Origin of the sequence: Halohasta salina, assembly GCF_024178165.1 — an archaeon.
Taxonomy (GTDB): Archaea; Halobacteriota; Halobacteria; order Halobacteriales; family Haloferacaceae; genus Halohasta; species Halohasta salina.
In genome coordinates this window covers 459,028-483,744 of record NZ_JAMZIE010000002.1, presented here as the reverse complement: position 1 = coordinate 483,744, position 24,717 = coordinate 459,028, and the positions used below count along the sequence as shown (strand labels likewise).

19 protein-coding genes are annotated in these 24,717 nt (G+C 65.7%); 3 read left to right on the top strand and 16 right to left on the bottom strand.

The genetic code is table 11. From position 1 onward, the window contains the following. Positions 1–177: 177 nt before the first annotated feature. The 3 genes from NKJ34_RS06485 to NKJ34_RS06475 all read right to left on the bottom strand — a co-directional run bounded on the left by NKJ34_RS06485 (position 178) and on the right by NKJ34_RS06475 (position 5,231). Positions 178–1,968: an L-aspartate oxidase gene (locus NKJ34_RS06485; protein WP_253737467.1), complete on the bottom strand. Its 1,791-nt coding sequence runs from the start codon at positions 1,966–1,968 to the stop codon at positions 178–180. A gap of 129 nt (positions 1,969–2,097) precedes the next feature. Further along, entirely contained in the window at positions 2,098–3,228 is a 1,131-nt protein-coding gene (locus NKJ34_RS06480) for a nitric oxide synthase oxygenase (RefSeq protein ID WP_253737466.1), read from the bottom strand. 1,043 nt (positions 3,229–4,271) lie between these two features. Then, positions 4,272–5,231, bottom strand: a complete 960-nt coding sequence (locus NKJ34_RS06475; protein ID WP_253737465.1) for a DMT family transporter — start codon at positions 5,229–5,231, stop codon at positions 4,272–4,274. 231 nt (positions 5,232–5,462) lie between these two features. On the opposite strand from NKJ34_RS06475, the gene NKJ34_RS06470 reads away from it, so the two are divergent. Beyond that, the gene (locus NKJ34_RS06470; RefSeq protein WP_253737464.1) at positions 5,463–6,260 is read left to right on the top strand and encodes a helix-turn-helix transcriptional regulator; all 798 of its coding nucleotides are present in this window, start codon (positions 5,463–5,465) and stop codon (positions 6,258–6,260) included. A 2-nt stretch (positions 6,261–6,262) separates the two neighbouring features. Here the strand turns inward: NKJ34_RS06470 and NKJ34_RS06465 are convergent, their stop codons facing one another. Together NKJ34_RS06465 and NKJ34_RS06460 are read right to left on the bottom strand one after the other, a co-directional pair. Continuing rightward, the gene (locus NKJ34_RS06465) at positions 6,263–8,725 is read right to left on the bottom strand and encodes an efflux RND transporter permease subunit (protein WP_253737463.1); all 2,463 of its coding nucleotides are present in this window, start codon (positions 8,723–8,725) and stop codon (positions 6,263–6,265) included. Position 8,726: 1 nt separating this feature from the next. Then, the gene (locus NKJ34_RS06460; protein WP_253737462.1) at positions 8,727–10,502 is read right to left on the bottom strand and encodes a COG1361 S-layer family protein; all 1,776 of its coding nucleotides are present in this window, start codon (positions 10,500–10,502) and stop codon (positions 8,727–8,729) included. A gap of 454 nt (positions 10,503–10,956) precedes the next feature. On the opposite strand from NKJ34_RS06460, the gene NKJ34_RS06455 reads away from it, so the two are divergent. Next, the gene (locus tag NKJ34_RS06455) at positions 10,957–11,238 is read left to right on the top strand and encodes a PadR family transcriptional regulator (protein ID WP_253737596.1); all 282 of its coding nucleotides are present in this window, start codon (positions 10,957–10,959) and stop codon (positions 11,236–11,238) included. 24 nt (positions 11,239–11,262) lie between these two features. Here the strand turns inward: NKJ34_RS06455 and NKJ34_RS06450 are convergent, their stop codons facing one another. The 11 genes from NKJ34_RS06450 to NKJ34_RS06400 form a co-directional block, all read right to left on the bottom strand. Beyond that, complete coding sequence (locus NKJ34_RS06450; protein ID WP_253737461.1) at positions 11,263–11,550, bottom strand: HalOD1 output domain-containing protein; 288 nt, start codon at positions 11,548–11,550, stop codon at positions 11,263–11,265. A 134-nt stretch (positions 11,551–11,684) separates the two neighbouring features. Continuing rightward, positions 11,685–13,502 carry a glutamine--fructose-6-phosphate transaminase (isomerizing) gene (glmS, locus tag NKJ34_RS06445; protein WP_253737460.1) on the bottom strand — a complete coding sequence of 606 codons (1,818 nt, stop codon included), beginning with the start codon at positions 13,500–13,502 and terminating at the stop codon, positions 11,685–11,687. Between the two features lie 397 nt (positions 13,503–13,899). Next, positions 13,900–14,466, bottom strand: a complete 567-nt coding sequence (locus NKJ34_RS06440; protein WP_253737459.1) for a DUF7344 domain-containing protein — start codon at positions 14,464–14,466, stop codon at positions 13,900–13,902. A gap of 525 nt (positions 14,467–14,991) precedes the next feature. Continuing rightward, complete coding sequence (locus NKJ34_RS06435) at positions 14,992–15,939, bottom strand: NAD-dependent epimerase/dehydratase family protein (protein ID WP_253737458.1); 948 nt, start codon at positions 15,937–15,939, stop codon at positions 14,992–14,994. Between the two features lie 102 nt (positions 15,940–16,041). Continuing rightward, entirely contained in the window at positions 16,042–16,788 is a 747-nt protein-coding gene (locus NKJ34_RS06430; RefSeq protein ID WP_253737457.1) for a polysaccharide deacetylase family protein, read from the bottom strand. Further along, a complete protein-coding gene (locus NKJ34_RS06425; RefSeq protein ID WP_253737456.1) occupies positions 16,781–17,779 on the bottom strand; it encodes a methionyl-tRNA formyltransferase in 999 nt (332 codons plus the stop codon). Before NKJ34_RS06425 ends, NKJ34_RS06430 begins: the two co-directional genes overlap by 8 nt. 132 nt (positions 17,780–17,911) lie before the next feature. Then, entirely contained in the window at positions 17,912–18,916 is a 1,005-nt protein-coding gene (locus NKJ34_RS06420; RefSeq protein WP_253737455.1) for a GNAT family N-acetyltransferase, read from the bottom strand. 49 nt (positions 18,917–18,965) lie between these two features. Next, positions 18,966–19,856 (bottom strand): polysaccharide deacetylase family protein, encoded by an 891-nt coding sequence (locus NKJ34_RS06415; protein WP_253737454.1) that lies wholly within the window; start codon positions 19,854–19,856, stop codon positions 18,966–18,968. Continuing rightward, a complete protein-coding gene (locus NKJ34_RS06410; RefSeq protein ID WP_253737453.1) occupies positions 19,853–20,647 on the bottom strand; it encodes a hypothetical protein in 795 nt (264 codons plus the stop codon). The genes NKJ34_RS06415 and NKJ34_RS06410 overlap by 4 nt, the downstream gene beginning before the upstream one ends. Further along, the gene (locus NKJ34_RS06405; protein ID WP_253737452.1) at positions 20,647–22,074 is read right to left on the bottom strand and encodes a nucleotide sugar dehydrogenase; all 1,428 of its coding nucleotides are present in this window, start codon (positions 22,072–22,074) and stop codon (positions 20,647–20,649) included. The genes NKJ34_RS06410 and NKJ34_RS06405 overlap by 1 nt, the downstream gene beginning before the upstream one ends. Then, positions 22,071–22,652 carry an acyltransferase gene (locus NKJ34_RS06400; RefSeq protein ID WP_253737451.1) on the bottom strand — a complete coding sequence of 194 codons (582 nt, stop codon included), beginning with the start codon at positions 22,650–22,652 and terminating at the stop codon, positions 22,071–22,073. Before NKJ34_RS06400 ends, NKJ34_RS06405 begins: the two co-directional genes overlap by 4 nt. 445 nt (positions 22,653–23,097) lie before the next feature. Here NKJ34_RS06400 and NKJ34_RS06395 point away from each other — a divergent pair, with 445 nt between their 5' ends. Further along, on the top strand, positions 23,098–24,717 hold the full coding sequence (locus tag NKJ34_RS06395; protein ID WP_253737450.1) for an alkaline phosphatase family protein: 1,620 nt from the start codon (positions 23,098–23,100) through the stop codon (positions 24,715–24,717).

The following is a 24,717-nucleotide window of genomic DNA, read 5'->3' as shown; positions in this document are numbered from 1 at the left end:
CATACGAGACTCTTTGTGAGGAGCGTCAAATCACTTACTACACTGGTTTCTATCTACGCAGTGGCTTGCAATTGGGGTCCGAATCCGCTCCAACCCACTACGGTCCATACGTCGCGCGAAGTAGACAAAACCGCCAGACAACGGTGGGCCGTTATCTACCTCACGTTCGGAACGGCCTCACTCTAGTTGGTGGTAATCGAGTTCGTGGCCCTCATCGAGGGCAGTCTGCACAGCGTCACTCGGCGTGCCAACCGGAGCGGTATCGGTCCGCATCCCACCGATGTCGGAGTCCTCGAAGAGGATGTTTCGTTGCCACTCCGGATCGGTCTCGGGGTAGTCCGTCCGGTAGTGGGCCCCACGTGACTCGTCGCGTTCGGCTGCGCCGCGGAGTACCGCTTCCGCAGCCGTCAGCATGAAGCCGATGTCGACGGCGAACTCGAAGGAGTCGCTCGTGATCGGCCCGACGTCCATATCGGCACTCTGCTCGCGGAGCTCCGACAGCCGCTGGAGGCCAGCCTGTAGCGTCGACTCGTCTCTGAGGATCCCCGCGTGGTCCCACATCAGCTCTTGGAGTTCGGCGACGACCTCCATGACGTCGTAGGTCCCCTCACGGGAGGCCATCGCATCAAGGGCCGCGAAATGGGGTTCGGCGACTTCGTCGACGAGGTCGGCCGGGACCGCACCCGGCCCGTCGACCCGGTCTACGAGGCGGTCGCCGGTGACCGCACCGAAGGCAACCGTCTCGGCCAGCGAGTTCCCCCCGAGGCGGTTCGCCCCGTGGACGCCAGCCATCGTCTCGCCGATGGCAAACAGTCCCTCCACGTCAGTCTCTCCGTACTCGTCTACGGCGACTCCGCCCATGCCGTAGTGGGACGTCGGGGCGACTTCGACCGGTTCGGCAGCCATATCGACACCGAGGTCGTCGAACCGCTCGTACATCCGCGGGAGACGCTCCTGAATGAACGCGGCATCACGGTGGGAGATGTCGAGATAGACGCCGCCGTTGTCGGTCCCGCGACCCTCCGCGATCTCTTGGGCGATTGCACGGGCGACGACGTCCCGCGCATCGAGTTCCATCTGGTCCGGCGAGTAGCGCTCCATGAACCGCTCTCCCTCGCTGTTGTACAGTCGACCACCCTCGCCGCGGACCGCTTCGGTGACGAGTCGACCGCTCCACGGCTCCCAGTCGGGATCTGAGTCGTCTACTGCCATCCCGGTCGGGTGGAACTGGACGAACTCCATGTCCATCAGCGACGCGCCGGCATCGTAGGCGAGTGCGGGACCGTCACCGTTGTTTTCGTCGTCACGCGAGGTATGGCGGTTGTAGATGGCCGCGTAGCCACCGGCAGCCAGCACGACGTTTCCGGCGTTGAACAGCACGAAGTCGCCGGAATCCATATCGAACCCTACTGCTCCATGGACCTCTTCGCCGTCCGAGAGGAGCTTCGTGATCATCACGTTCTCCCGGTACGGGATTTCGAGGTCTTGGGCCCGGTCGACCAGCGTATCGAGCAGCGATTCACCGGTATGATCGCCAGCGAACGCGGTGCGACGGAACGACTGGGCGCCGAAGTACCGCTGGTCGATCGCTCCGTCCTCGGTCCGCGAGTACTCCATGCCCCACTCGTCGAGTTCGCGGAGACGGTCGGGCATCTGTTTGGCGACCGTTTCTACTTTCTCGGGATCGTTGAGAAAGTGGCCCTCGTTGAGCGTATCGGCGGCGTGAACTGCCCAGTTGTCTTCGGGGTCGTGGGTGCCGAGGGCACCGTTGATACCACCACGCGCCCACGTCGTATGTGCATCGCCGTGATTCCGTTTGCCGAGGACGAGTATGTCGTCGACACCCTGTTCGGCGAGTGTGATCGCACTTCGTGCGCCAGCAGCACCTGCGCCGATGACCAGCACTGAGACATCGATCCGGTCGTACTCAGCCGAACTGTCAGTCGTCACCGCCCCCGTTTTTTCCATACTGAACAGTAGACGCTTGAGACTTATGAGGTCTTCGCGCGTGCGCGCGCAAGGAGAGCAGACCGGTTTGGTTACGGTATTATGCTATCTGACTGGAAGCACGACTAGTGGCCCGCCGCATACGCCTGCTCAGTTCGGCAACGATGCATCCCGATAAAAGAAATTCGGCGTCCGAACCGTCTCGTCGTACTCGGTATGAAAAACGTGTGTCGTCGACGAGGCGTTCGGCGGGAGCAGCCACGATCGATCGCCGGTCACCGAACGCCCTGCGGCTCGTTCTTCGTGTTCGAACCGCTCGAACTGATCGGCAGCCGTGTGGTGGTCGACGATTCGAACCCCGTGGCGATCGAACGAGTGCAAAACGGCGCGGTTGAGTGCTGTGAGCGCCCGGTCTTTCCATAGCGATCTATCGGTCGTCGTCTCGAACCCGAGTCGCTCACCGATCTCCGGGAGTTTGTCGTACCGGTCTCGATCCCCGAGATCTCGACTGCCGATCTCGGTGCCCATATACCAGCCATTGAACGGCGCAGCAGGATATCGGAGCCCGCCGATTTCCAATATCATATCGGACACGATCGGGACAGCATACCACTGTAGTTCGAGATCGGCGAACCACTCGTGTTCCGGATGCGATAGTGGTACCTCGACTACTGTCTCTTCGGGGAGTTCGAACAGTTCCGGCTCTCGATCCCCGACCTGGATCACCAGCGGAAGCAGATCGAACGGGGTGCCTTCACCCACCCACCCACGGGACTGACAATATCTCGTTAGCGCCGCAGTGTCAGGATCGCCGACGATTCCTGTCCCCGTGTCGTAGCCAGCATACCGGATTAGTTGCGTATTCCAAATCCGAACTCGTGGGGAGTCCTGCATCGCCGCTGGAAACACGGAGATTGTTGGACGGATGTTCCCCCCGTTTGTGGCAGCAGTGATATGGTCGACTAACGCTTCGTACACTGCTGTTGGGGTGGTCGCATCCCGGCAGTCACGCACTCGCAGGCGATCCCAGAAGTGTCGACCGATACACCGATTGCTGTTTCGCCACGCCATTTTCGCACCATGTGCGAGCTCCATCGGCGTGTGGGTATAGCGTCCAGTCTGGCCGATCGCATGCCAAACATCCGTGATACGATCGTCGATCGCAGCATCGCGACCACATTCGCTGTAACATTGGCGAACGAACTCGGCTGCAGCCTCGTATCGTTCCTGTCTGCCTGTCTTCGGCTGCGGAGCGTTCACGACTAGTTGTTCGGTGGTCATGAATATCAGTTTAGCTTTTTTACCCCACACCGTCGGAGAATCCCGGAAATCTTGTGTTTTCCATCGTCTGCCCGAACGTGTATCCGGCGAGATTTCGGCATCACGGCTGGCACCGAATCCGAATCCTGACGGGAGTCAGCGACTGCTGGTACGGTATCCACCATAGACGTGCCTTCCAATGGCGTTAAATCCAGTCTCCCTGTACTGTCTCTGTGAACCAAACTGCTATCCTTCATATTCTTGGCACGGGTGCTATTGGAGCCGGCGTATTCGTTTCGGGCAGGGAACTCACGGTAGGGTTGTTGGTCCTCGGGGCCGTTTTCATCATCGCCGGGATCTTGCTCGCTCGCCGCGAGGGTTCTGCGTCCGAAGACTAACCGTCCGTCGGTCGAGGAAGGCTTGAGTACGCCGTCCCGACGTGGACAGTCGCTCTCTCAGTCGCAGACGCCGACGAGGAATCGGGGTTCTCTCGGGACAGTCTCTTGATTGTACACGGCGAGTGGTGAACGCGAGAACGGTGGATCACGAAGCCGCAGTGAGCGGCTTCGATTCGGCCAGTCGGACTGTTAAGGCAGTACCCAAGCAGAGAGTAAATCCTTGGGCTGAACGCTGAACGAGTCAACCGAGCAGTCTGTGGGTCGACCGGTGGCAACTGAGCCAGCGTCGACCCATTATATAGCCGTACTTCAGACCGACACCCCCTTGACACTCATTACCACTACCAAACAGCCACGCGTATATAAAACTTACACAACCGCGCTAATAGTGGTACAAATACAGATTTTGAGTTTCAAATAGCACAACTAGTGACTCTATCTGGGTCTTATTCGGGATATAGTTTGTAGAATATCGAATTAATGGTCGTGGTATCGACACCACGAAACTGGTGGCTCGAGATCAATCGTCTGGGATCTAGATCGTCGCACCCAGTTGCGATCCAGCAGCCGCCCGAGGCAGACGTGTCGGTTGTATACGCAGTCGTCGGGCCTTCCGAGGATGAACTGGCTGCCAAAGACGTCGTCCAGCGGGCCGTCGACACCCGCTCAGTTCCCCCGCGTCTCGACCGGGCCCCAGCGGTCGGTCGACCGGCCGAGGACGCGGCGAACCACCGGGGCGAGCGACTCGTGGCCGATGATGGCGAAGCCGACGACGACCACGCCGAAGCCGGTGATCGTCGTCGCCGACACCGACTCGCCGAGCAGGAGCCAGCCACCGAGGGTGGCGACCACGGGACTGGCGTAGAACACCAGACTCGACCGGGTCGCCCCGATCTCGTCGACCAGTCCGAAGTAGTAGATGTAGGCGACTGCGCCCGCCAGCACGCTGAGGTAGCCCAGCGAGACGATCGCCCCGAGCGTCCAGTCGGCGGCCGCGAGCGACTCGCCGGCCCGGAGGCTGAGCCCGTGGAGCAGGAGGGCACTGATCGGCAGCGCCCACGCCGTCCGGACGGTACTCGACAGCCCGCTGTCGGCCCGGCGGATCAACACGGTCCCGAGCGCGAGGCTCATTGCGCCCGCGAGGACGATCGCTGCCCCGCCGTCGACCGTTTGGGCCACCGTCGACGGCGAGATGTCGATCACGAGGCCGACGCCGACGAGGCCGACCAGCGTGCCGACCCCACCCGCTGCCGACAGCCGTTCGTCGGCCAGTAGCCCGCCGGCGAACAGCGGCGCGAAGATCGGGACGAGCGCGAAGACGATCGCGGCCACGCTGCTGGAGACAGAGCCCTGCCCGACGAACAGCAGGCCGTTCGAGAGCCCGATCGCCAACAGCCCCGCCGCGAGGATGGCCGCCACGTCGCCCCGACTCGTCGGGAGCCACTCGGACCGCGGGGTCGACAGGACGACGTAGCCCAACAGCAGCACTGCCGCGATGTCGAACCGGAGGGCGACCAACAGCAGCGGCGGCACGTCCGCCTGTCCGGCTTTCGCCGCGACGAACGTCCCGCCGAAGAAGACGCTCACGAGCAGAAACGAACACAGGGTCCGACATCGAGATCTCACCGTCGACCTCCAGTCCGACCCCGGCACAACATCCATATTTCGCTGGTGTCGGTCATCAACTAGGAGAAGGGGCCACAGCCGTATAAATTAATTCAGTAAAAATTTCATTGGAAGAAATACGAACCCGCGCCGACAATCGGTCGACGTGCGGAACCTCCTCACGGCACGACACGATTTCACGGCGTGAAACGCGGGCGAAACCCACTTCCATCGCAGGGTCCAACCCGACGTATGGATCGGCCACTGGCGGAGATCGAGTTTCTCGCTCGCTCCGAGAATCGGGTCGCGGTCCTCACGGAACTCGCCGACGGCCCTCGGAGTCGTCAGGAACTCGGATCGGCGACCGGGGCCTCCCAGCCGACGCTGGGGCGGATTCTCCGGGATTTCGAGGAGCGAACATGGGTCACCCGCCGGCCGGAGGGGTACGAACTGACACCGACCGGCCGGCTCGTCGCCGAGGGGATCGCGGAGTTCTCGGCGGTCGTCGAAACGGAGCTGAAGCTCCGGGAGTTCGTCGAGTGGCTCCCGGCCGAAGAGCTGTCGTTCGACCTCCGGCAGCTTCGGGATGCGACGGTCACTGTCCCGACCCGGACCCGCCCCGGCGCGCCGGTCGGCCGTGTGATCGAACTCCTCGGGCGGACCGACGAGGTCACCGTGCTCTCGCATGCGTTCAACGACCGCATGCTCGAGGCGGTCACCGAGTGGGTCGAGGGTGGCGGCCGCTTCGAGGGGGTGTTTTCGGCCGCGGCGATCGAGCCGGTCGCCGACGACGAGGCCCTCGCCGGGCTGTTCGGCCGACTCGTCGACGCCGATGGGTCGACGATCCGGATCTACGAGGGCCCGGTCCCGCTGGCGGTCACCGTGACCGACGACCGGGTGGGGCTGTTGATCCGCGACGACGACGGCCGGCTACAGGCGGCACTGGACACCGACGACGCGGTCGTCGCCGCGTGGGCACGGGACGCCTACGAGCGCTATCGCGACGAGAGCCGCCCGCTCGACGCCGAGGCTCTCGATACCGACGGTTGAGACTACACCGACCGCAGCGACGCTGGCAGCGCACCCGCGATCCGTTCCCAGACGACGATCACCGACGGCGTTACCAGTATCGACGCGAGGAAGGCATAGCCGATCCCCAGCGCGATCAGGATCCCGAACTCCTGGATCAGTGGGATCAGTGCGATCACTAGCACGCCGATTCCCGAGACGGTCGTCACCATGCTCCCGGTGAGCGCGCCGCCCGTCCCGGCGATGGTAGCCGCGAGTGCCTCGGAAACCCCCGCCGTCTCGAACTCGTCGACGAACCGGTGGACGAAATGCACCGTATAGTCGACGCCTAACCCGATCGAGATCGAGAGGATCGGCGCGTTGATGGGCGTCAGTGGGATGCCGAGCAGCCGCATCGAAGCCAGCAGGAGACCGACAGTCACGAGCACCGGCACGAGGTTAAGCAGTCCATACACGGTCCGGCCTTCGAGTAGGCGGTAGCTACCGACGAGGACGATCGCCGTGAGGCCGAAGGCGACGACGAGACTCCGGATCGCCGAGTCGAGTGTCGCGTCGATCACCTGCTGTTGGACGACTCGCTCGCCGGTCGGGACCACCGACAGCGGCGACCGGGCAGCGACCGCCTCGGCATCCTCGACGATGGTGGCCGTGTCGGCGTCGGGGTCGACCGCGACGTCGACGCGGGCGCTCTCACGGTTGTCGGAGAGATACCGGTCGGCCTCTTCGGCCCGCGGCGAGTCGTCGAGAGCGTCGTACACCACCTCGATATCCCGGTCGGGAACCCCGGTGCCGAGTCGGTCGTGTTGGGCGACCAGCCGGTCGAAGGCCGGGTCCGCCTCGCGCTGGCGCTCGATCACCGTCAGAATGCTCTCCGTCTCGGCGCGGCCGGCGCTCGTCTCGGCGAAGCTGCCGGGGGGATCGCGGCCGAGTCGGTCGATCCGCTCCAAGGAGTCGTCCCGACGGACCGGCTGGTCGACGTAGAGCGTCACCCCGCCGCCGATCGGCTCGTCGAACGACTCTTCGAGGATGTCGACCGTCTCGATGAACGTGTACTGTGAGGGGGCAAACGGCTCGGGGAGCCGCTCGTAGCGGTCGATCCACGTCTCGCTCGGAAAGAAGGCCTCCTCGGAGAACTCGGTGTCGACACCCGCCCCGTAGCCGCCGGCTACGGCGGTCGTTAGTAACACCATACCGAGAAACACGACCGGGGCTCGCCGCGAGATGGCGACGCCACCGCCGAGCCCGCGAGCCAGCCGCGATCCCTCGCTGATGATCGGTGTCGTGCCGAACGCGAGCCCCGGAAACCCTTCGCGGAGTCGGTCGACGGTGACCTTCGCGGCGGGCAGATAGACGACGAACAGCACGAACGTGGCGATCATCCCGACGGCCGCGACGATGCCGAACTCCCGGAGCGAGCCCAGCGGGCTGGCGAGGTTCGCGGCGAAACTACAGACGGTGGTAACGGTGACGATCAGAAAGGCGGTGTTCAACTGTCGCATCGCGTTCGTCATCGCCGTCTCGACGGTCGGCTCGTCGGGGCGGGCCTCCCGGTAGCGGTTGATCGTGTGGATCCCGAAGTCGATCCCGACCGCCAACAGGAGCGGAAAGACCGAGACGATCGCGTCGGAAAACGGAATGCCGGCATACCCCATGAAGCCGAACGTCCACACGAGGGTCAACAGCAGTGCCGACAGCCCGACGAGCAGGTCGACCGGATCGCGGTAAGCCACGAGCAAGAAGAGTAGAATGAGGCCGAGGGCCGCCGGAAAGACGACGATCGCGGTGTCGGTCAGCAGCGCGGTAATCTCGGTCTGGAGGATCCCCTCGCCGAACAGGTAGGCGTTGGCACCGATTTCGAGACCCCCAACCCCGTCGACGGTCGCGGCGCTGTCGGCCTGTAGCGTCTGGAGCCGACTCGTGGTGACGCTGTCGGGGAGGTCGTACTCGATCGTCACGAGCGCGGTCGATGCCCGGCCCGTCGTCGGGTTGTAGTCGGTTGAGACCTGCTCGTCGAACGTCGAGCCGTCATCGGCCGCGCTGATCGCCGTCGCCAGTTCGCGGTCGGTGGCGGTTTCGATGGCCCGGCGGCGGTCGGCGGGTGTCTCGGCGTCGGGATCGAGTTCGGCCGCGATCCGGTCGGCGTGGCTGGTGGTCTCGCCGATCCGGAGCGTGCCGTCGTCTTCGAGCCGCCGTTGGGTTTCGAGGATCCGGAGCAGCGTGGGCCGGGCGACGACGTTGTCGGCCTCGATCAGCAGTTGGGCGCTGGTGTCGCTGTCGCCGACCGTCCCCGCGAACTCATCGTCGACCTGCTGTCGGGCGTCTTCCGCCGGCACCTCCTCGGTGAACTGGTCGGTGCCGGCCTCCTGATCGACCAACCCGAGCCCACCCGCGAAGACGACCGACAGCAGGGCGGTGGCGACGAGCACTGCGCGCGCGTGGTCGACGGTCCCGTCGGCGAGCCGTTCGACGACGTGGTCGGCTCGCATCTCACTGCTGTCGCCGTACGACGACGGCGATGCCGCCGGCGATCACCATTATCCCGACGAGCGACACCAGCGACGGCAGTAGCCCGTCGTCGTCGGGCGGTTCGGTAACGTCGATCGGCACCTGATACACCTGTGAGATCAGATCGTCGTCGGTCTCGGAGTCGTACCGAACGTCGGCCTCGAGCGGGTAGGTCCGCGGTTCGGTCCCCTCGTCGACCGAAACGTCGACGCTGATCGTTTCGCTCTCGCCCGGTTCGAGGTCGCTGAGGAACGCCTCGTCGGCGTCGACGTCGAGTGGGCCGTCGGGATAGAGGAAGACGTTGATGTTCGAGAGCGCTTCGGCGCGGTTGTTGGTCACGTTGAACTGGACCGTTTGGGTCGTTCCGGCAGGCACCGCCGCGTCGACGGCGGTGATGGTGAAGGCGGGCTCGTCGTCGGCGACTGCGACCCGGCGGACGAAGGGGTCGCTATCGAGTCGCTCGTCGTCGACGCCGTACTCGACGGTGAACGTCACCGGCCGGGGCCCCGGATCGGCTTCGCCGCTGACGTCGGCCTCGAAGCTGATGTTCGCCGACTCGTCTTCGTCGAGATCCTCAACTGCGATCTGACCCTCGCCGATATCGATCCGGTCGGAGGCGGGCTCGGCGCTGACGACCGGCGTCTCGACGGCCTCCGGTCCGGTGTTTTCGAGCGTCGCGGTGATGGTGCCGCTCTCGCCGACTGCGAGGCTGCTGTCGACGTCGCTGAGCGCGAACGTCTGTGCGCCGGTCGGCTCGACGGCTGCCGCCAGCGTCGCGGACTCCCGAAGAATGCCGTCTTCGTCCTCGTAGACGACGGTCACCTCGAGCAGGTAGCTCTCGACGCTCACCTCGGAGTCGATCCGGCTGTCGAAGCTCACCGTCTCGTCGTCGCCCTCGTCGAGATCGCCGAGGAAGGCCGCCGACTCCGTCGACATATCGGCTCGCTCGCTCAGCGACGCGTTACGACCCCCGTTGTCGCCGCGTTGCGGTGGGGTGTCGACCCCTGTCGCTGTGCCACCGCCGGAGCCCGCGCCGATCGTTACCCCGCCGGTAGGCGAGCGAGCGGTAACCCGGACGTTCTCGGCGTCGCCCTCGCCGACGTTTTCGAGTTCGACGTCGACCAGTCCGTCGGTGCCGACCTGCGCGTCGGTCTCGGCGTCCTCGATGGCGAACCGCGAGCGCTCGCCGACCTCGATGTCGACGTCGAACTCGTCGGTGTCGGTCTCGTCGTCGGCCGTGTTGTCGTCGTCGATCTCGGTGTAGGTGTACTCGATCTCGACGTCGAGTTCGCCCTCGTCGCCGTCGGCCGACGCCGGCGCGGTCACCGCCAGTGGGACCGTTACCGACTCCCCCGGCGGCAACGAGCCGACGGCGGCCGTCCCGTCGGCCACCTCGACCGGGGCCTCGTCGTCGTCGACGGTCACGGTGAGCCCGCGGGCGGTGGCGGTCGCCTCGTCGAGGCTCGCCCCGGCCTCGATCTGGCCCGTATTCACGATCGTGAGTTCGACGGTCGTCTCGGTTCCGGGCTCGACGACCGGATCGGCCAGCGCCACGGCCAGTTCGGGTTCGCCGACGGTGTCCGAGGGCTCCCGGAACAACGCCTCCGAGAGCTGGGCGGCTCCCTCGGTCGGAACCGCCGTCGGGGACGAGGGGGGGACAGCCCCGGCGGGGCCGACGGCCGGACCCCCGCCGGCCACGAGGAGGAGCCCACAGACGACGACCGAGACCAGCCGCTTGGGGTCGTCGACGTCTGTCATCGCGCTCCGTCCGAAGGCTTCGCCGTCGGTCGGTTGTCACCGAACGAATCCCACAGCCGAGTCAGCCCAACCATTGGTAGTCGGTACTCAGCCGACACACAAATGATTTATTCACAACAAATTGAAGGTGTATGTAGCGGCGTTTATTCTGCGGCCTCGAGTGAGCGACGCGTCGGCGGCGGGATGGACGGACGCCGTGAGTTTGTCACTCGATTGTCTGGTAAGGTGATCGTTCAGAGATCCCTGACCCACATAGATCGGTGATTGTGCACCGTTGCAATCGTTGCAATCGCCAGCCGGAGGCGGGGTCGACCGTTCACTGTGGCTTACCGACGTACCAACATGGGGGTAAACCGGTCCGTATTCGGCCGGAACGCCGGTAAATTACTGCATATCGGTTTCAGCAGTAACTAACAATGACGGTGCGGGGTGACCGTCCATCTGCATGACCCGTATGTTCGAACTGACCGGCTTCCAGCGGGACCTGTTGTACGTCATCGCAGGCCTCGGACGGCCCTCCGGTCAAATGGTCCGCAGAGAGATCGAAAAGCACGTCGACAACGTCAACCACGGCCGGCTGTACCCCAACCTCGATACGCTGGTCGACTATGGACTGGTCGAGAAGGGACGCCACGACCAGCGCACCAACTACTACGAACTCGCCCCCGAGGGCCGAGAGTTGATCGAACAGCGCCGCGAGTGGGAAGACGAGTACGTCTCGGCGCCCGCCGAGTAGCGCTACGGCGCCCTTTTTCGCGCCTTATCGGAGCACGAGTTCGCCGTCGCCCCGCAACGACACCTCACAGCCGGCGTAGCTGAAGCTGACCACGATCGACTCGTCGCCGCTTTCCAGCACGGTATCCAGCGCATCGGGGTCGACGGCCGTCGACAGCGCGGGGAGGGCCATCGGCGTACAGTCCAAGTTGTCGGCAACCGAGAGAACGATGGCCGTCGCGGCCGAATCGGCGGTCCGCCAGTCGGAGAGATACGAGACGCGGTCTGTCCGGTCAGTCCGGTGGGAGTCGGTGTCCGTATTGGGGTAGCTCATGCGTAGGAGTCGCCGGCTATGCCGCCAGCGGGAGGGATACTTCTAGATAAACACTCCCTTGTAAAGTAAATTACTGTTATTGAGAAAATCACAGACCGCGGTTCATCGTACGTTCGGGTGGCCACGCCGGCCGGCTACTCGACGGTGACGCTCTTGGCGAGGTTTCGTGGTTTGTCGATCGAGCGTTCGAGCCGGTTGGCGACGTGGTAGGACAGCAACTGCAGTTGGACGTTCGCCAGCAGGCCGTTGAGCGCGGGCGTCGACGCCGGGATACCGACGAAGTCGTCGACCGTCGCGGCGATCTCGTCGGCGTCGGCCGGGGCGATGGCGATCACCGACGCGCCGCGGGCCTGAACCTCTCGGACGTTGTTGAGCGTCTTCTCGTCGTGGTCGCCGGTGAAGACGGCGATGACGACGGTGTTGGGGGTCACAAGCGCCAGCGGCCCGTGTTTGAGCTGGCCCGCCGCGAACCCCTCGGCGTGCTCGTAGGTGATCTCCTTGAACTTCAGGGCCCCCTCAAGCGCGACCGGATGGGCGATCCCCCGACCGATGAAGAAGTGGGCGTCCATCCCCTCGTACTTCCGCGTGAGCTCGGCGGTCGGATCGGCATCGAGGATCGACTCGATCTGGTCGGGCAGCGCGCTCAGTGAGTCGAGCAGCTCCGCGGAGTGCTCGCTGGGCTCGCCGGTGATATCGCGGTGGAGCCGTTCGGCCAGCAGCGCCAGCGCCGTCACCTGCGAGGAGAACGTCTTGGTCGCCGCCACGCCGATCTCCGGGCCGGCCCGGATGTACAGCACGTCGTCCGTCTCGCGGGCTGCCGTCGAGCCGATCACGTTCGTCAACGCGAGTGTGCGCGCGGGTGTGTCGTCGAGCCGCCGGAGCGATTCGAGGGTGTCGGCCGTCTCCCCCGACTGGGTGACCCCGATCACGAGCGTCTCCTCGTCGACCGGCCGCGGGTTGGAGGCGTACTCGCCGGCGCGATGGGCGTAGGCCGGAATCCCGCGCTGGCCCAGCAGGTGACAGCCGTACAGCGCGGCGTGATACGAGGTGCCACAGGCGACGAACTCCACACGGGAGATATCGCTGAACTCGCCGGGCGCGAAGTCCTCGAACTCGATCGACCCCGCCTCGGGGTCGAACCGGCCATGGATCGTCTGATTGAGCGAGGCGGGCTGTTCGTGGATCTCCTTGAGCATGTAGTGGTCGAACCCCGACTTCTGGGCGTCCTCGGAGGACCACTCGACGGTGTCGACCGGCCGCTTGACCGGCGTCGACGAGCGGTCGAAGATCCCGTAGGAGTCGGGCCGCAGCACCGCGACGTCCTCGTTTTCGAGGTAGATCACCCGATCGGTGAACTCGATGAACGCCGGCACGTCGCTGGCGAGGAAGAAGCCGTCGTCTGCCAGCCCGACGACCAGCGGCGAGCCGTTCCGCGTGGCGAAGATGGCGTCGGTCCCCTCGACGATCGCCGCCAGCGCGTAGCTTCCCTCCAGCCGGTCGACCGCCTGCATGAACGCGTCGAACGGCTCGCATCCCTCGTCGAGGAACGCCTCGACGAGGTGGGGGACGACCTCGGTGTCGGTGTCGCTGGTGAACTCGTGGCCGCGGTCCCGAAGCTCCTCACGGAGGGATTCGTAGTTCTCGATGATCCCGTTGTGAACCACCGCCACGCGGTCGGTCGTCCCGGTGTGTGGGTGGGCGTTGGCATCCGACGGCGGCCCGTGGGTGCTCCAGCGGGTGTGGCCGATGCCGATGGGCCCGGTCGGCTCCCGTTCCTCGACCAGTCGACGGAGTACGTCGGCCTCGCCCTCGCGTTTGAGCACGTCGATCCCGTGGCCGTTCTGGACGGCGAGGCCCGCCGAATCGTAGCCGCGGTACTCGAGGTTTTCGAGCCCCGACAGCAGGTCGTCGACCGCGTTGCCCGAGCGGATACGTCCGGTAATGCCGCACATCAGTCGACCCTCCCGGTGGTCGGTCTGCGTAGTTGGCGTCCGGTTCGCTGTCGTCGTGGGGGGGTGTCTCGAACCATCATGGATATCTGAAACGGTGCTGACTGGTCGATGCGGACACTGTCAACACCCCCTCGGGGGCCCCGACGGGCTTTGTTATAGATGGGTTGTCACGACGGCAGCGCGACCGGAGCCGACTAGGTAGTGACTACCCAACTACCCACAGGTAGTGGCCAGTCGGTGGCGACGCAGACCGATCAGTGCCGAACTGTTTCAAAACGAGTGTCGTTTCACCACGTTTGAACGTCGAAGGGTGGGTCGAGATCGATCGGGTAGATCTCGACCATGGAAGACGAGGGTCGACGTCCTCGGTGGGTGTGTTGCTCTCGACTATGTGGGGTTAGCTCATCGTATGATGGGCCACTCCCAACGCGGCGAACCCGAGCAGTGACGCACCGAAGACGGGGGTCGCTACCGACGGGACCGCGAGGAGGACAGCCCCGAACAGGGTGAGGCTGAGCGCGGTGTGGCCGAGGTAGTAGGTCGGCCACGGCCGGCGCTGGTCGGCCTCGGCTTCGAGGAACGGGTAGAGCAGCTCGGCGTTGTCTCCGAGTGCGACCGTCCCGCGGTTGCCGTCGAACTCGATGACGTCGGTGTCGTCCATCTTCGGCAGATGACACTGGTAGAGCCCGACGTAGACCCGTTTGCGTTCCTGTGAGGACAGAGCCGTCTCGGGCTTTTCGTTCTCGACGGCGGCGATATGCTCGGCGACGTCGCTCAGCGAGACCGTGCCGTCGTGCTCCCTAAGGTAGGCGAGTACGCGGCGGCGGCGCTCGTTTTTGAGGACCTCGAAGACGAGGTCCAACGAGAGCGACTCCGCGCCCATCTCGTCGCTGCCGTCGGTCGGTGTGGGGGTCGTTGTCTCGGTACTTTGTGTCGTTTCTGTGGGGGCTAGTTGTGAACTCATGTGTCACGGATGCAGCGGGGGATGATCGGGTTACGGCGGGGGGCCAGCGCCCGATCGCTTCGACCGTGTGCTGTCGACAGCCGAGCGTTCCACCCCGGCGGGCCGTCGGCCCACCCGCCGACATCAACAGTAGTGCCTGTTTATGCAGGTGCTACTGGCGTCGTCGGCAGCGGCGGGCTGACAGTTCCTCCGGAATGTGGGTACCGTGGTGCGGCCGGAGCGCCGGTCGAACCGTCGGTAGCGACGGTCTAACCGGCGAGCATGGGGGGCAGTGGCCGCGTCAGGCACGCGCTGGGGACCTCGGCGGAACGTGTCGTCTGTGGGGTGTCGCATCGGTTCGTTTCTCTGCACACGAACATTGTGAGACCTATTGTATAAATCTCACGTACAGTTTACTGATACAACAAGCGTGTAAGTAGTTCCTACGGGTCAGCGATAGCCACACCGTACTACCGTGGGCGATCGGTAGTCGGCGGCTACACTGCAGCCGACCGGCAGACAGGATCGGGTTTCGCCGCCCCCGAATTAGGCGTCGAGTACCGTCTTGAGCCCGTCCGACAGCTCGACGGTCGGTTCGTAGCCGAGCCATTCGGTCGACCGAGTGAGATCCGCCCGGCTCCGGCTGATGTCGCCCGGGCGGGGATCGGTGTGGGTGATCGGGGCGTCGGTGTCGACGAGGTCGCGGACCGTCTCCGCCAACTCCTGGATCGAGGTCTCCCGGCCGGTGCCGACGTTGTAGGCGCGCCCCGTGTGGGGCGTCACCGCCGCCGCCAAGTTGGCCCGCACGATATCCGAAACGTGGACGAAATCCCGCGTCTGGTCGCCCTCACCGTGGACTTCGAGCGGTTCGTCGGCCCGCGCCCGCTCGACGAAGGCGTCGATCACCCCGCTGTAGTCGCCGCGCTGGCCGGGGCCATAGACGTTGAAGTATCGGAGGGCAACCGTCGGGAAGTCGTACTGGCGGCCGTAAACCCGGACGTAGTGGTCGGCGGCGAGTTTGTCGACCGCATAGGGCGACAGCGGGCTGGCCGGCTCGGTTTCGTCGATCGGGACCCCGGTCGGATCGCCGTAGATCGCACAACTGGAGGCGAAGACGACTCGAGTGCCGTGCTTGCGTGCGGTATCGAGGAGGTCGACGGTCGCCGCGACGTTCGTTCCGTGGCTCTCGGCGGGTCGTTCGAGTGACTCCTCGACGCTGACCAGCGCCGCCTCGTGGTAGACGATATCGGCCTCGGCGACCAGCGCGTCGCGTATCGAGGCCTCACGAACGTCCCCGCGGCGGACGTCGACCGTCGCGGGGAGCCTCGATGGTACTTCACCGGCGCAGTTGTCGAGCACCGTCACGTCGTTGTCGGCCGCCAGCGCCGCCGCGAGGTGGCTGCCGATGAATCCGGCTCCGCCGGTGATCAGGATCGACTCGCCGGTCGGCCCGAGCTCGGTCGACGTCGGGGTGTCGGCTCTCTGGTCGTTCATTGACGGCCCGAGACGGGAGGCCGGGTTTGTTATGGAGTGGTTGTCGCCGTTCGCCGCGGGTAGGCAGTTGCTACCGGTGTGTCGGCCCTCCGTAGCCGGTTCCTACTGCTCGCCGGCGGCCGCATCCAAGGGATCGAAGAAGTCGTCGACGCGGCCGTAACATCGGCGGCGGCGCTCGTCGACGATCTCGCCCATCGGCCGGCCGTCGGCGTGCCACAGCCCCGGATGGACCAACAACTGCAACCGCTCGGGGAGGGTGTCGCCGAACGGATCAGTCGACCGCCACTTCTGGCTGGAGTCCGAGCGGTAGCCGATCTCGCTGAAAAACGCCGGGGCGTAAGTACTGGTAAACGGTTCGAAGGATCGGTCGATCGTCCACTCGGGAGGGATGTGGAAGGAGACCGTCGACGGCGTCTCGCCGACGAGCCGTCCGAGGACGTCGAGTTCGTCGGTGGCCTTGGCCTCGATGACTGCTCGCCCCGGATCGGCGGTAGGCGACCAGTAGCGGTGGGTATCGAAGTGGAGCGCGAGGTCGTGGCCGAGGTCGACGATCCGCCCGAGCAGCCGCAGGTTCCGCGGGCGCGTGAGGTCGTAGACCGGCGCGGACAACAGGACACAGTAGGTCGAGGCCACCCCGAGTTCCCGTTCCCGTTCGGCCATCGCCAGCGCCCGATCCAGCGAGAGGTCGACGTCGTGCCGCAGCAGGATCTCGCCGGGCGCGGGCCGGCCGCCCTCGAAGGAGCCGAACTCGTAGCCCGCCTCCCGAAACGACCGCAGCAGCCCCGCATAGCTCTCGAGGCGGTAGTCGAGCGACGAGAGCTCCGCCGGCGACTGGATGCTTTCAGTCATCGTCGCTCGCGGTCAGATGTGCTTTCTGCTCGATGCCGTCGACCCGATCGTGGTCGCCCGCGGACTCGAAGACCATCCCCGCCTCGGGTCGCCAGCCGTCGGCGGCCCACTCGGTGACCAGCACCGAGCCGTCGGGCGTCGCAACGACGAATTCGTCGGTGTGGAACGCCGCAAGGATCTCGCCCGACGCAGCGTCGAATCCGAAGTCGGTCGAAAACGGCCTGACCGACCAGACGTCGACGCGCTGGCCGTCGTGGAACGTGAACGCGCCGGGATACGGCTGGGTCACTGCCCGTACGAGGTTGTAGATCGCGTCCATGGGCTCTTCCCAGTTGATCGCCCCGTCGTCGGGGGTCCGCTTGGGGTAGTAGGTCGGCTCGCCCTCTTGGGAGTGGAACTCGTGGTCGCCGCGGCAGATCGGCGGGATGACCGCCAACAACATCTCCTCGACGGCGAGGCTGACCTTGTAGTACAGCGACTGGATGGTGTCGAACTCGGTGATGTCGAACTTTCGGGTCGCGGCGACCGCCCCGGCGTCGACGTCGGCGTCAAGGCGGATCAGCGAGAGCAGAAACCGGTCGAGATCCTCGATCAGCGACCAATTCAGCGGCGACCGTCCCCGTCCCTTGGGGAGGCCGAAGGCGCTGCCGTGGTTGCCGAGAACGCCGTGGTCGAAGGTCTCCAGTACTTCGCCGGGGATGATCCGGTTCCAGCCGTTGACGATCATCAGATCGGCGTCCAACTGCTCGAAGAAGTCGACGTCCGTCTCGTCCATGCTGTAGGTCTCGGGGTAGTAGATCGGCAGGTCGTTGGCCGCCGCGATCCCCGAAAAATCGGTGTACTTCGCCACGTTGGCAGCCGCGCCCATCTCGGGGGTGATCGAAACGAGTTGGGTGATCGGTACCCCCTCATCGAGGAGCGTCTTCAAAACGTGGTGGCCGGGCGTCGACACGCTCGTGTACACGATTTCCGTCTCGTCAGGAACGTCCATACTGTCAGCGCCTCGCAGACGACCGGCTTTGTTATGGTGTGGCCAAAACGGGCGGACGAACGGTCGCGTCCACACGTCACACAGACGGATGGTATAACTGCAGCTTGGCCGACAGAATCGGCCCGAAACGGGTCAGCCGGAAATCGCGCGGTAGGCACGCTTCGCCAGCGCCATCTGTGGCCCGTTGGACTCGATGGTGTAGTAGGGGACGAGCGTGGCCCCGAACTTGCTTTTGTACCGGCAGAGCCGGTCGGTGTTTGCGCCCATCAGATCGTAGGCGGTAATCGAGTCGACCGGCGGCTCGTCGACGAGATCCTCGACGATCCGCCAGTGGAGGGCGCTGTTGACCGTCGTCCCGTCGTACTCGCCACGCGTGCCGCCCTGCCAGAAGTAGGCGGCGTCGTTGGAGTACAGCACCGTGATCCCGCTCAGGAACGCGCCGTCGGGATCCCGAACGACGTAGCTTCGTGCGCGGTCGTCGAGGGCCTCGACGAGGTCCCGGACGTACGACCACGAGAGGTCGAACGGTTCGTCCTGTTGGGCGTAGCGCTCGGCGGTCCGGTCGTAGATCGCCTTCGTCCCCTCACTCCCCGCCCGCTCGATGGTGACTGCCGACTCACGGACGTCCCGGATCTCCCGCCGAAGGCTCTTCGAGCAGTTCGCCAGTAGGTCGTCGGCCGAGTGGCCGTCGATATCGAGCCGGTAGGTAAAGGCGGTCTCGACCTCGAACTCGGCCCATCGGTAGGGACGTGGATCGGTGTAGTTGGTGTTGCCGATCATCCGGAACAGCGTCCGCGAGTCGTCCAGCGAGAGTTCGTCGACGATCCCCTCGGCGAACCGCCGGTTGAGCCGCTCGACCTTGCTGCGTTTCGGGCTGGCCGGCATCAAAATCGGTCCGAGTCGGGGCACGCCGAACCCCGGCGGTGGCGAGGTTACGATCGAGCCGACCGCCCGTCGCTGGACGAACAACGGGAGGAGCGCGACCGGATTCCCTCCATTGTAGCCCGCAAACAGGTGGAGTCGACCACTCGCGTGGTCGTCGAGTACCGACAGCGCGTCGGCAGTATGGAACGGTTCGAAACCACGGGCGGGGAGGACGTCGTCCCAGTCGGTCAGCGTGAGTCGTTCGATTCGCATGCTGAAATCGACCGAAGAAACCCAAGCCGACGGTTTTGTTATCGACAGGTTATCCGGGGTGTCGCGGCGTTATCGACGGCCTCGGGTGGTCGAGTCGCTCGTAGTACTCGCCGGGTGGCCCGACCCAGCCGCCCAACTCCCGAGCACGCTCGATAAGCCGACGATACAGCTCCGCGTAGTTCGGAAAGTCGAGTTCGCTGAAAAATCGCGGATGCCACAACACCGTCATCACCGCCTCGTTGTCGACTGCCTCCGCCAGCAACTGCTCGCACTCCCGCCATGCACCTTCGAGATCGGTCTCGACGTTCGGCAGGGCCAGTTCCATGAGCGTCAGCGGGAAGACGACAAACGAGTCGTCGAACGGCCGCTTGATCCCGTAGCCGTGTTCGAACCCGTAGCGCTCGGCGCTCCCCGGACTACAGTCGTAGTCGAGGCCGATCGCCCGATGATGGCTCCATGTCTCGGGGACCGAGAGCCGAAGGTAGTGCTGTCGACCGCCCCGAATCGACTCCCCGAGGACTCGCTCGACAGCGCGTTTTTCAGCGGCCAACCGCTCGCGGTCGGTCGGCGACTCGTAGGAGCCATGCAAACCGACCTCCCAGCCGCCCGCGTCGAGTTCGCGGATCAGCGACCTGATCCGGCGATCGTCCAGCGAGTAGCGACCGGCGAACAGCCGCCAGCCGTCTTTCGTCAGCCACTCACTGGGCGGCCGATCCCACAGTCGCTGCTCGGAGAGGAAATAAAAGGCCGACCGGACGCCGAGATCGTCTTCCAGTTCCATGATCCGGTCGAACGTCCAGAAGCTGTTGGTGCCGGGCAAAAGCGACCGGAGATGTTCGGGGTCCCGATCCCGAATCGCATACAGCGGCGCGTGAAACGTCTTGTAGGGCCGGTCGACGTCGTGGGTCAGACAGAGCGCGAAGTTGTAGTCGTCGATCATGGCCGAAGCTGGAGGCCGTACTTCACGACGTTCGTCGCGGCGTCCTTGGTGCGTTCGGCGACCAACTCGGCGTAGGAGCCCGCCCACCGATTGGGATGGACAAGCAGGCAGGCACGGTCGACCTCGCCCGCACTCAATAGGTCGTCGCCCGCACTCAATAGGTCGATCAGCTCCCACGTGGAGTCGACCTGCACCTGCTTGTCGCCCTCGCCCATCGTGTGGTCCTTGACCTTGAGCGGACCGTCCTTCCACGTCCGCCCGGTGTCCGAAAAGTAGGTGACGTCCTCGAAATCCATCGAGAGGTAGGCCTCGCCTACCAAGTCGTAGTCGGCGTATACTCGGTCGCCGGACCACAGATCCCGATTGTCGTGGGCGGTCAGTGGGTTGCCGTGCATACAGACGGTGTCGACCGAACAGAGCCGCCGGAACCGACGGAGGTTGCGGGCGAAGGACGCGTGGGCGGCCTCCCGGTCCCCGTCGGCCGAATCGAGGTCCTCGTAGTGGTAGCCGACCTCGTGGCCCAGCGCCTCAGTCCGGCGGATGAGTTCGGGGCGGAACGTCTTCGGAATAATTCGATAGTAGTAGGTCGTCGACACCCCGCGGACCGCCTCGGTGCGGGCCATCTGGAGGGCGTTCCGAGGTTTGCGGTCGACGTCGTGGCGGACGATCAGGAACCGCTCGGGCAACTCCTCGGTCCGGAGGTACTCCCTGACGGTGAGAAACTCGTAACCAGCATCAAGGCCCGCATCCAGCAAGGCGGCGTAGGCCTCGTCGCCGAAATCGGCGACCATCACTCGCCACCCCCGTCGGTGGCGGCCGCGTCCGCGGGGCCGCTGGCTGCCGGTCCACCACGGATCCGCGTGGCGATGTCGACCCCACCCCGTCCACCGATCGTGTACACCTCGTGGTCGACCGTCTCGGGGTCGAGTACTGCGCGGGTGTCGACGACGATCGGGTCGTCGAAGGTCGCCCAGTCGATTGCTTCGAACGCCTCGTGGGCTGTCACGAGGACGATCCCGTCGTAGTCGGCGTCGATATCGGCCAGCGAGACGGGCGTGGCGTTGAACTCGTCGAAGGAATCGAGCATCGGATCGACGATGTCGACTGCCGCCCCGTTGGCAGAGAGGGTCTCGGTGATACCGATGGCTGGACTGGCCCGTGTTTCGGCGACGCCGGCGCGGTAGGTGCCGCCTAACACGAGGATCGACGCGTCGTCGAGCGACCGACCGCGGTCGGCCAGCAGCGAGGCGAGTTTGCCGACGACGACGGCGGGCATCTCGTCGTTGACCTCGCGGGCGGTCCGCAGCAGCGGACTGTCGACGTCGAACTCGCCGAACAGGAAATACGGGTAGTAGGGGATGCAATGGCCGCCGACGCCCGGCCCCGGTCGCAGGATGTCGGATTCGTCGACCGTGTTGGCGACCGCGATGGCCTCTCGCACGTCGATTCCGAGCGCGTCGGTGTAGGTCGCCAACTCGTTTGCCAGCGCGATGTTCACGTCGCGGTAGGCTCCCTCGAAGACTTTGACCGCCTCGGCGGTCGTCGCATCCGAGGCAGCGATTACGTCGTTGTCGGTGACCTGATCGTAGACCAGCGCCGCCGCGCGCGTGCTTTCCGAATCGACCCCGCCGACGACCTTCGGCCACGAGCCCCGAATATCACGGAGGGCCCGGCCGCTTTCGGTGCGTTCGGGACAGAACGCCACGCCGAATTCCTCGGCTGGGAGGCCGCTGTCGGACGCCAGCCGCGGGACGACCACGTCCTCGCAGGTCCGCGGCGGCACGGTCGACTCGATGACGATCAGATCCCCCGGCTGAAGACCGGCGGCAATGTCCTCGATCACCGACTCGACGACCGTGAGATCGGCTCGTCCGTCGTCGATCAGCGTTGGGACGATCACGACGTGAAGCCGCGCCTCGGTGGCGGCGGCCGTGGGATCGTCGACCGCCCGAAGCGCGCCCGATTCGACGGTTCGGTCGACCAACTCGGCGAGTCCGGGCTCGCCGTCGACGTGGCACGCGCCGTCGTTGACCGACTGGACGACCGCGGGGTCGACGTCGGCGCCGACGACGTTGCCGGTCAGATCGGCGTAGACGCCCGCCAGTGGGAGCCCCATCTTTCCGAGGCCGTAGACGGCAACCGGAACCTCGCCACCGAGCAGGGCCTCACGCTGGGCCGATTCCTCGCGGTCGCTGTTGTAGAGGCCGAGATCGCTCATCGGATCTCGTTGTCCCCCTGTAGCGGCTCGGGCAGCCGGCGGTGGGTCGCCGGAGCGCCGACCGCCAGCCGGTTCGGCGGCACGTCCTCGGTGACGACCGCCCCGGCGGCGACGAACGAGCCCTCGCCGACGGCGACATCCGGCAGCAGCGTCGCGTTCGCGCCGACCGAGACGCCGGCTTCGAGAATCGGCCCCGCGAGGTCGACGTCCTGCCGGATCGGATAGGGGTCGTTGGTCAGGACGGCGTGGGGACCCAGAAACACGTCGTCGCCAATGGTAGTCTCCCGCGGGACGTACACTCCGGTCTGCATGCTAACCCCCGAGCCGATCGTCGACGCGCCGTCGATGACGGTGTTGGTGCCGACGGTCACGTCGTCGCCGATGGTGGTCTCCTCGCGGATCAGGACGTTGTGGCCGGTCGAAAGCCGGTCGCCGACGGTCACGTCGGGGTAGATGATCGTCCCCGAGCGGATCGTCGACTCCCGGCCGATCGTCGGTGGGTCGCCCTCGCTGGCCGCCCCGAGGCTGACGTCCGGGCCGACCTCACAGCCCTCGCCGAGCCGCGGTTCGGTACTCATCGGTACGGTCCTCCCCGGTGGGTGGCGCTGGGGCCGCCCCTCGTCGATGTGGCATCGTGTGCGTTCATGGCTCGCCCCACGAGTCGCTGCCCGTGGAACCGGGTGCGGCTTCCAGTGGCGGCCGCTTTGTTATAGGATCCTTTCGGTCCGCCGGCCGCCAGCCGCTGTCTGCCGGTCCGCCGGCCGCCGGGTTCCGGGCTGCCGTGTCTCGCTCCGGCGCGTCGACGGAACCCATCCCTGCCGAACCGGCCGCGGTAAGGCGGGGTTAGTAACGCCGGCCGATAGCTCGCCACTGGCCGCTCGCCGACCGGGCAGCCACCGTCCCGTCGACCGGGCGATCACGCCGCGACGCCGTCGACAGCGCGGGCGGGTAGGGAGGCCGGTGATCGGCGGGAATGGACAAAGCGAAGCATAACAAAGCCGCAGCCATCCGACCGCCGACCGTATGCCTGACGCCCAGACCACCGGGCTGCGGCTGCTCGTGGTCGGACTGGATGGAGTCTGTCGCCGCGTGCTCGACCCACTGATCGAGTCGGGGGTCGCCCCAAACCTCGCCGCGCTCGCCGAGGAGGCTGCCGTCGGCCCGCTGCAGTCACAGCTGCCGCCGTGGACGCCCAGCGCGTGGCCCTCGCTGTACACCGGCAAAAACCCCGGTAAACACGGCGTCTACGACTTCCTCCGGTTCGACGGCTACGACTGGGACGTGGTCAACCGTTCGGCGGTCGACGCCCGGGCGGTGTGGGAGCTGTTGTCGATGGCGGGCTACGAGAGCGTCGTCGTCAACGTGCCGGTCACGAGTCCGCCGCGGCCGTTCGACGGCACACTCGTCCCCGGCTACATGGCCCCGGAGGCCCCCACCTGCCACCCCGAGGGCACGTGGGACGAACTGGAGGCCGAACTCGGCGGCTACCGGCTGTACGCCGAGGTCGGCTCCGGCGAGATGTCACGGGACCGCCGGGTCGACAGCTACCGGGAACTGATCGAAATGCGTGGCGAGGCGTTCCGGTATCTGGTCGCGGACCGTCAGCCCGACTTCGGCTTCGTCCAGTTCCAGCAGACCGACACCGTCTTTCACGAGTATCCCGACGACGAGGCGGCCATCGAGGCGGTCTACCAGGCGGTCGACGAGGAGGTCGGCGCGACCATCGAGGCCTGCGATCCCGACCTCACGCTCGTCGTCAGCGACCACGGCCTCGGGCCGATGGACCGGGAGTTCCGGGTCAACGAGTTCCTCCGGGACCGCGGCCACGCCGCGACCACCGCCGGCGACGGTGGAATGCCCTCGTGGTCGAGTCTCGCCAGCAGTCAGCTTCGCGACCACACCGACGATAGCCCGCCGTCGACGGCCGCCCGCGCCCTCGAACTCGCCGCGGGGGTCGGTCTCACCGGCCAGCGGATCGCCTCGGCGCTCCGGCGGCTCGGCCTCGCCGAGGCGGTCGCCACCTGGGTTCCCGATGGGCTCGTGCGGGCCAGCAGCGAGCGCGTCGACTTCGCCGCCTCGACGGCCTACATGCGCTCGCGGACCGAGATGGGCGTCCGGCTCAACGTCGCCGGCCGGGAGCCCGACGGCGTCGTCGATCCCGACGACTACGAGTCGGTTCGAGGCGAACTCATCGAGGCGTTGTCGGCAGTCCGTACCCCCGACGGCGAGCCGTGTTTCGAGCAGGTCCTCCCGCGGGAGGCGGTGTTCGACGGCCCGCATCTCGATGCGGCCCCCGACATCCTCACCGTCCCCGCGGGGTTCGGCCACTACCTCTCGGCGTCGCTCCGGGGATCGTGGTTCGCTCCTCCCTCCGAGCCGTGGGAGCACAAACGCGAGGGGCTCGTCATGGCCGCCGGCGACGACGTCGACCCACGGGAGATCGAGGGGCACATCTTCGAGATCGCACCGACGGTTCTGGCGGCGTTCGGCGTGGCTACCGACCGGGAGATGGACGGCGATCCGTTGCCGGTCGTCGACCCCGTCGGGCGGCGATCGTACCCCGCCTTCGACACCGATGGACCCACGGCAACCGACGACGAAGCGGTCGAACAGCGGCTCGCTGATCTCGGCTACTTAGAGTAA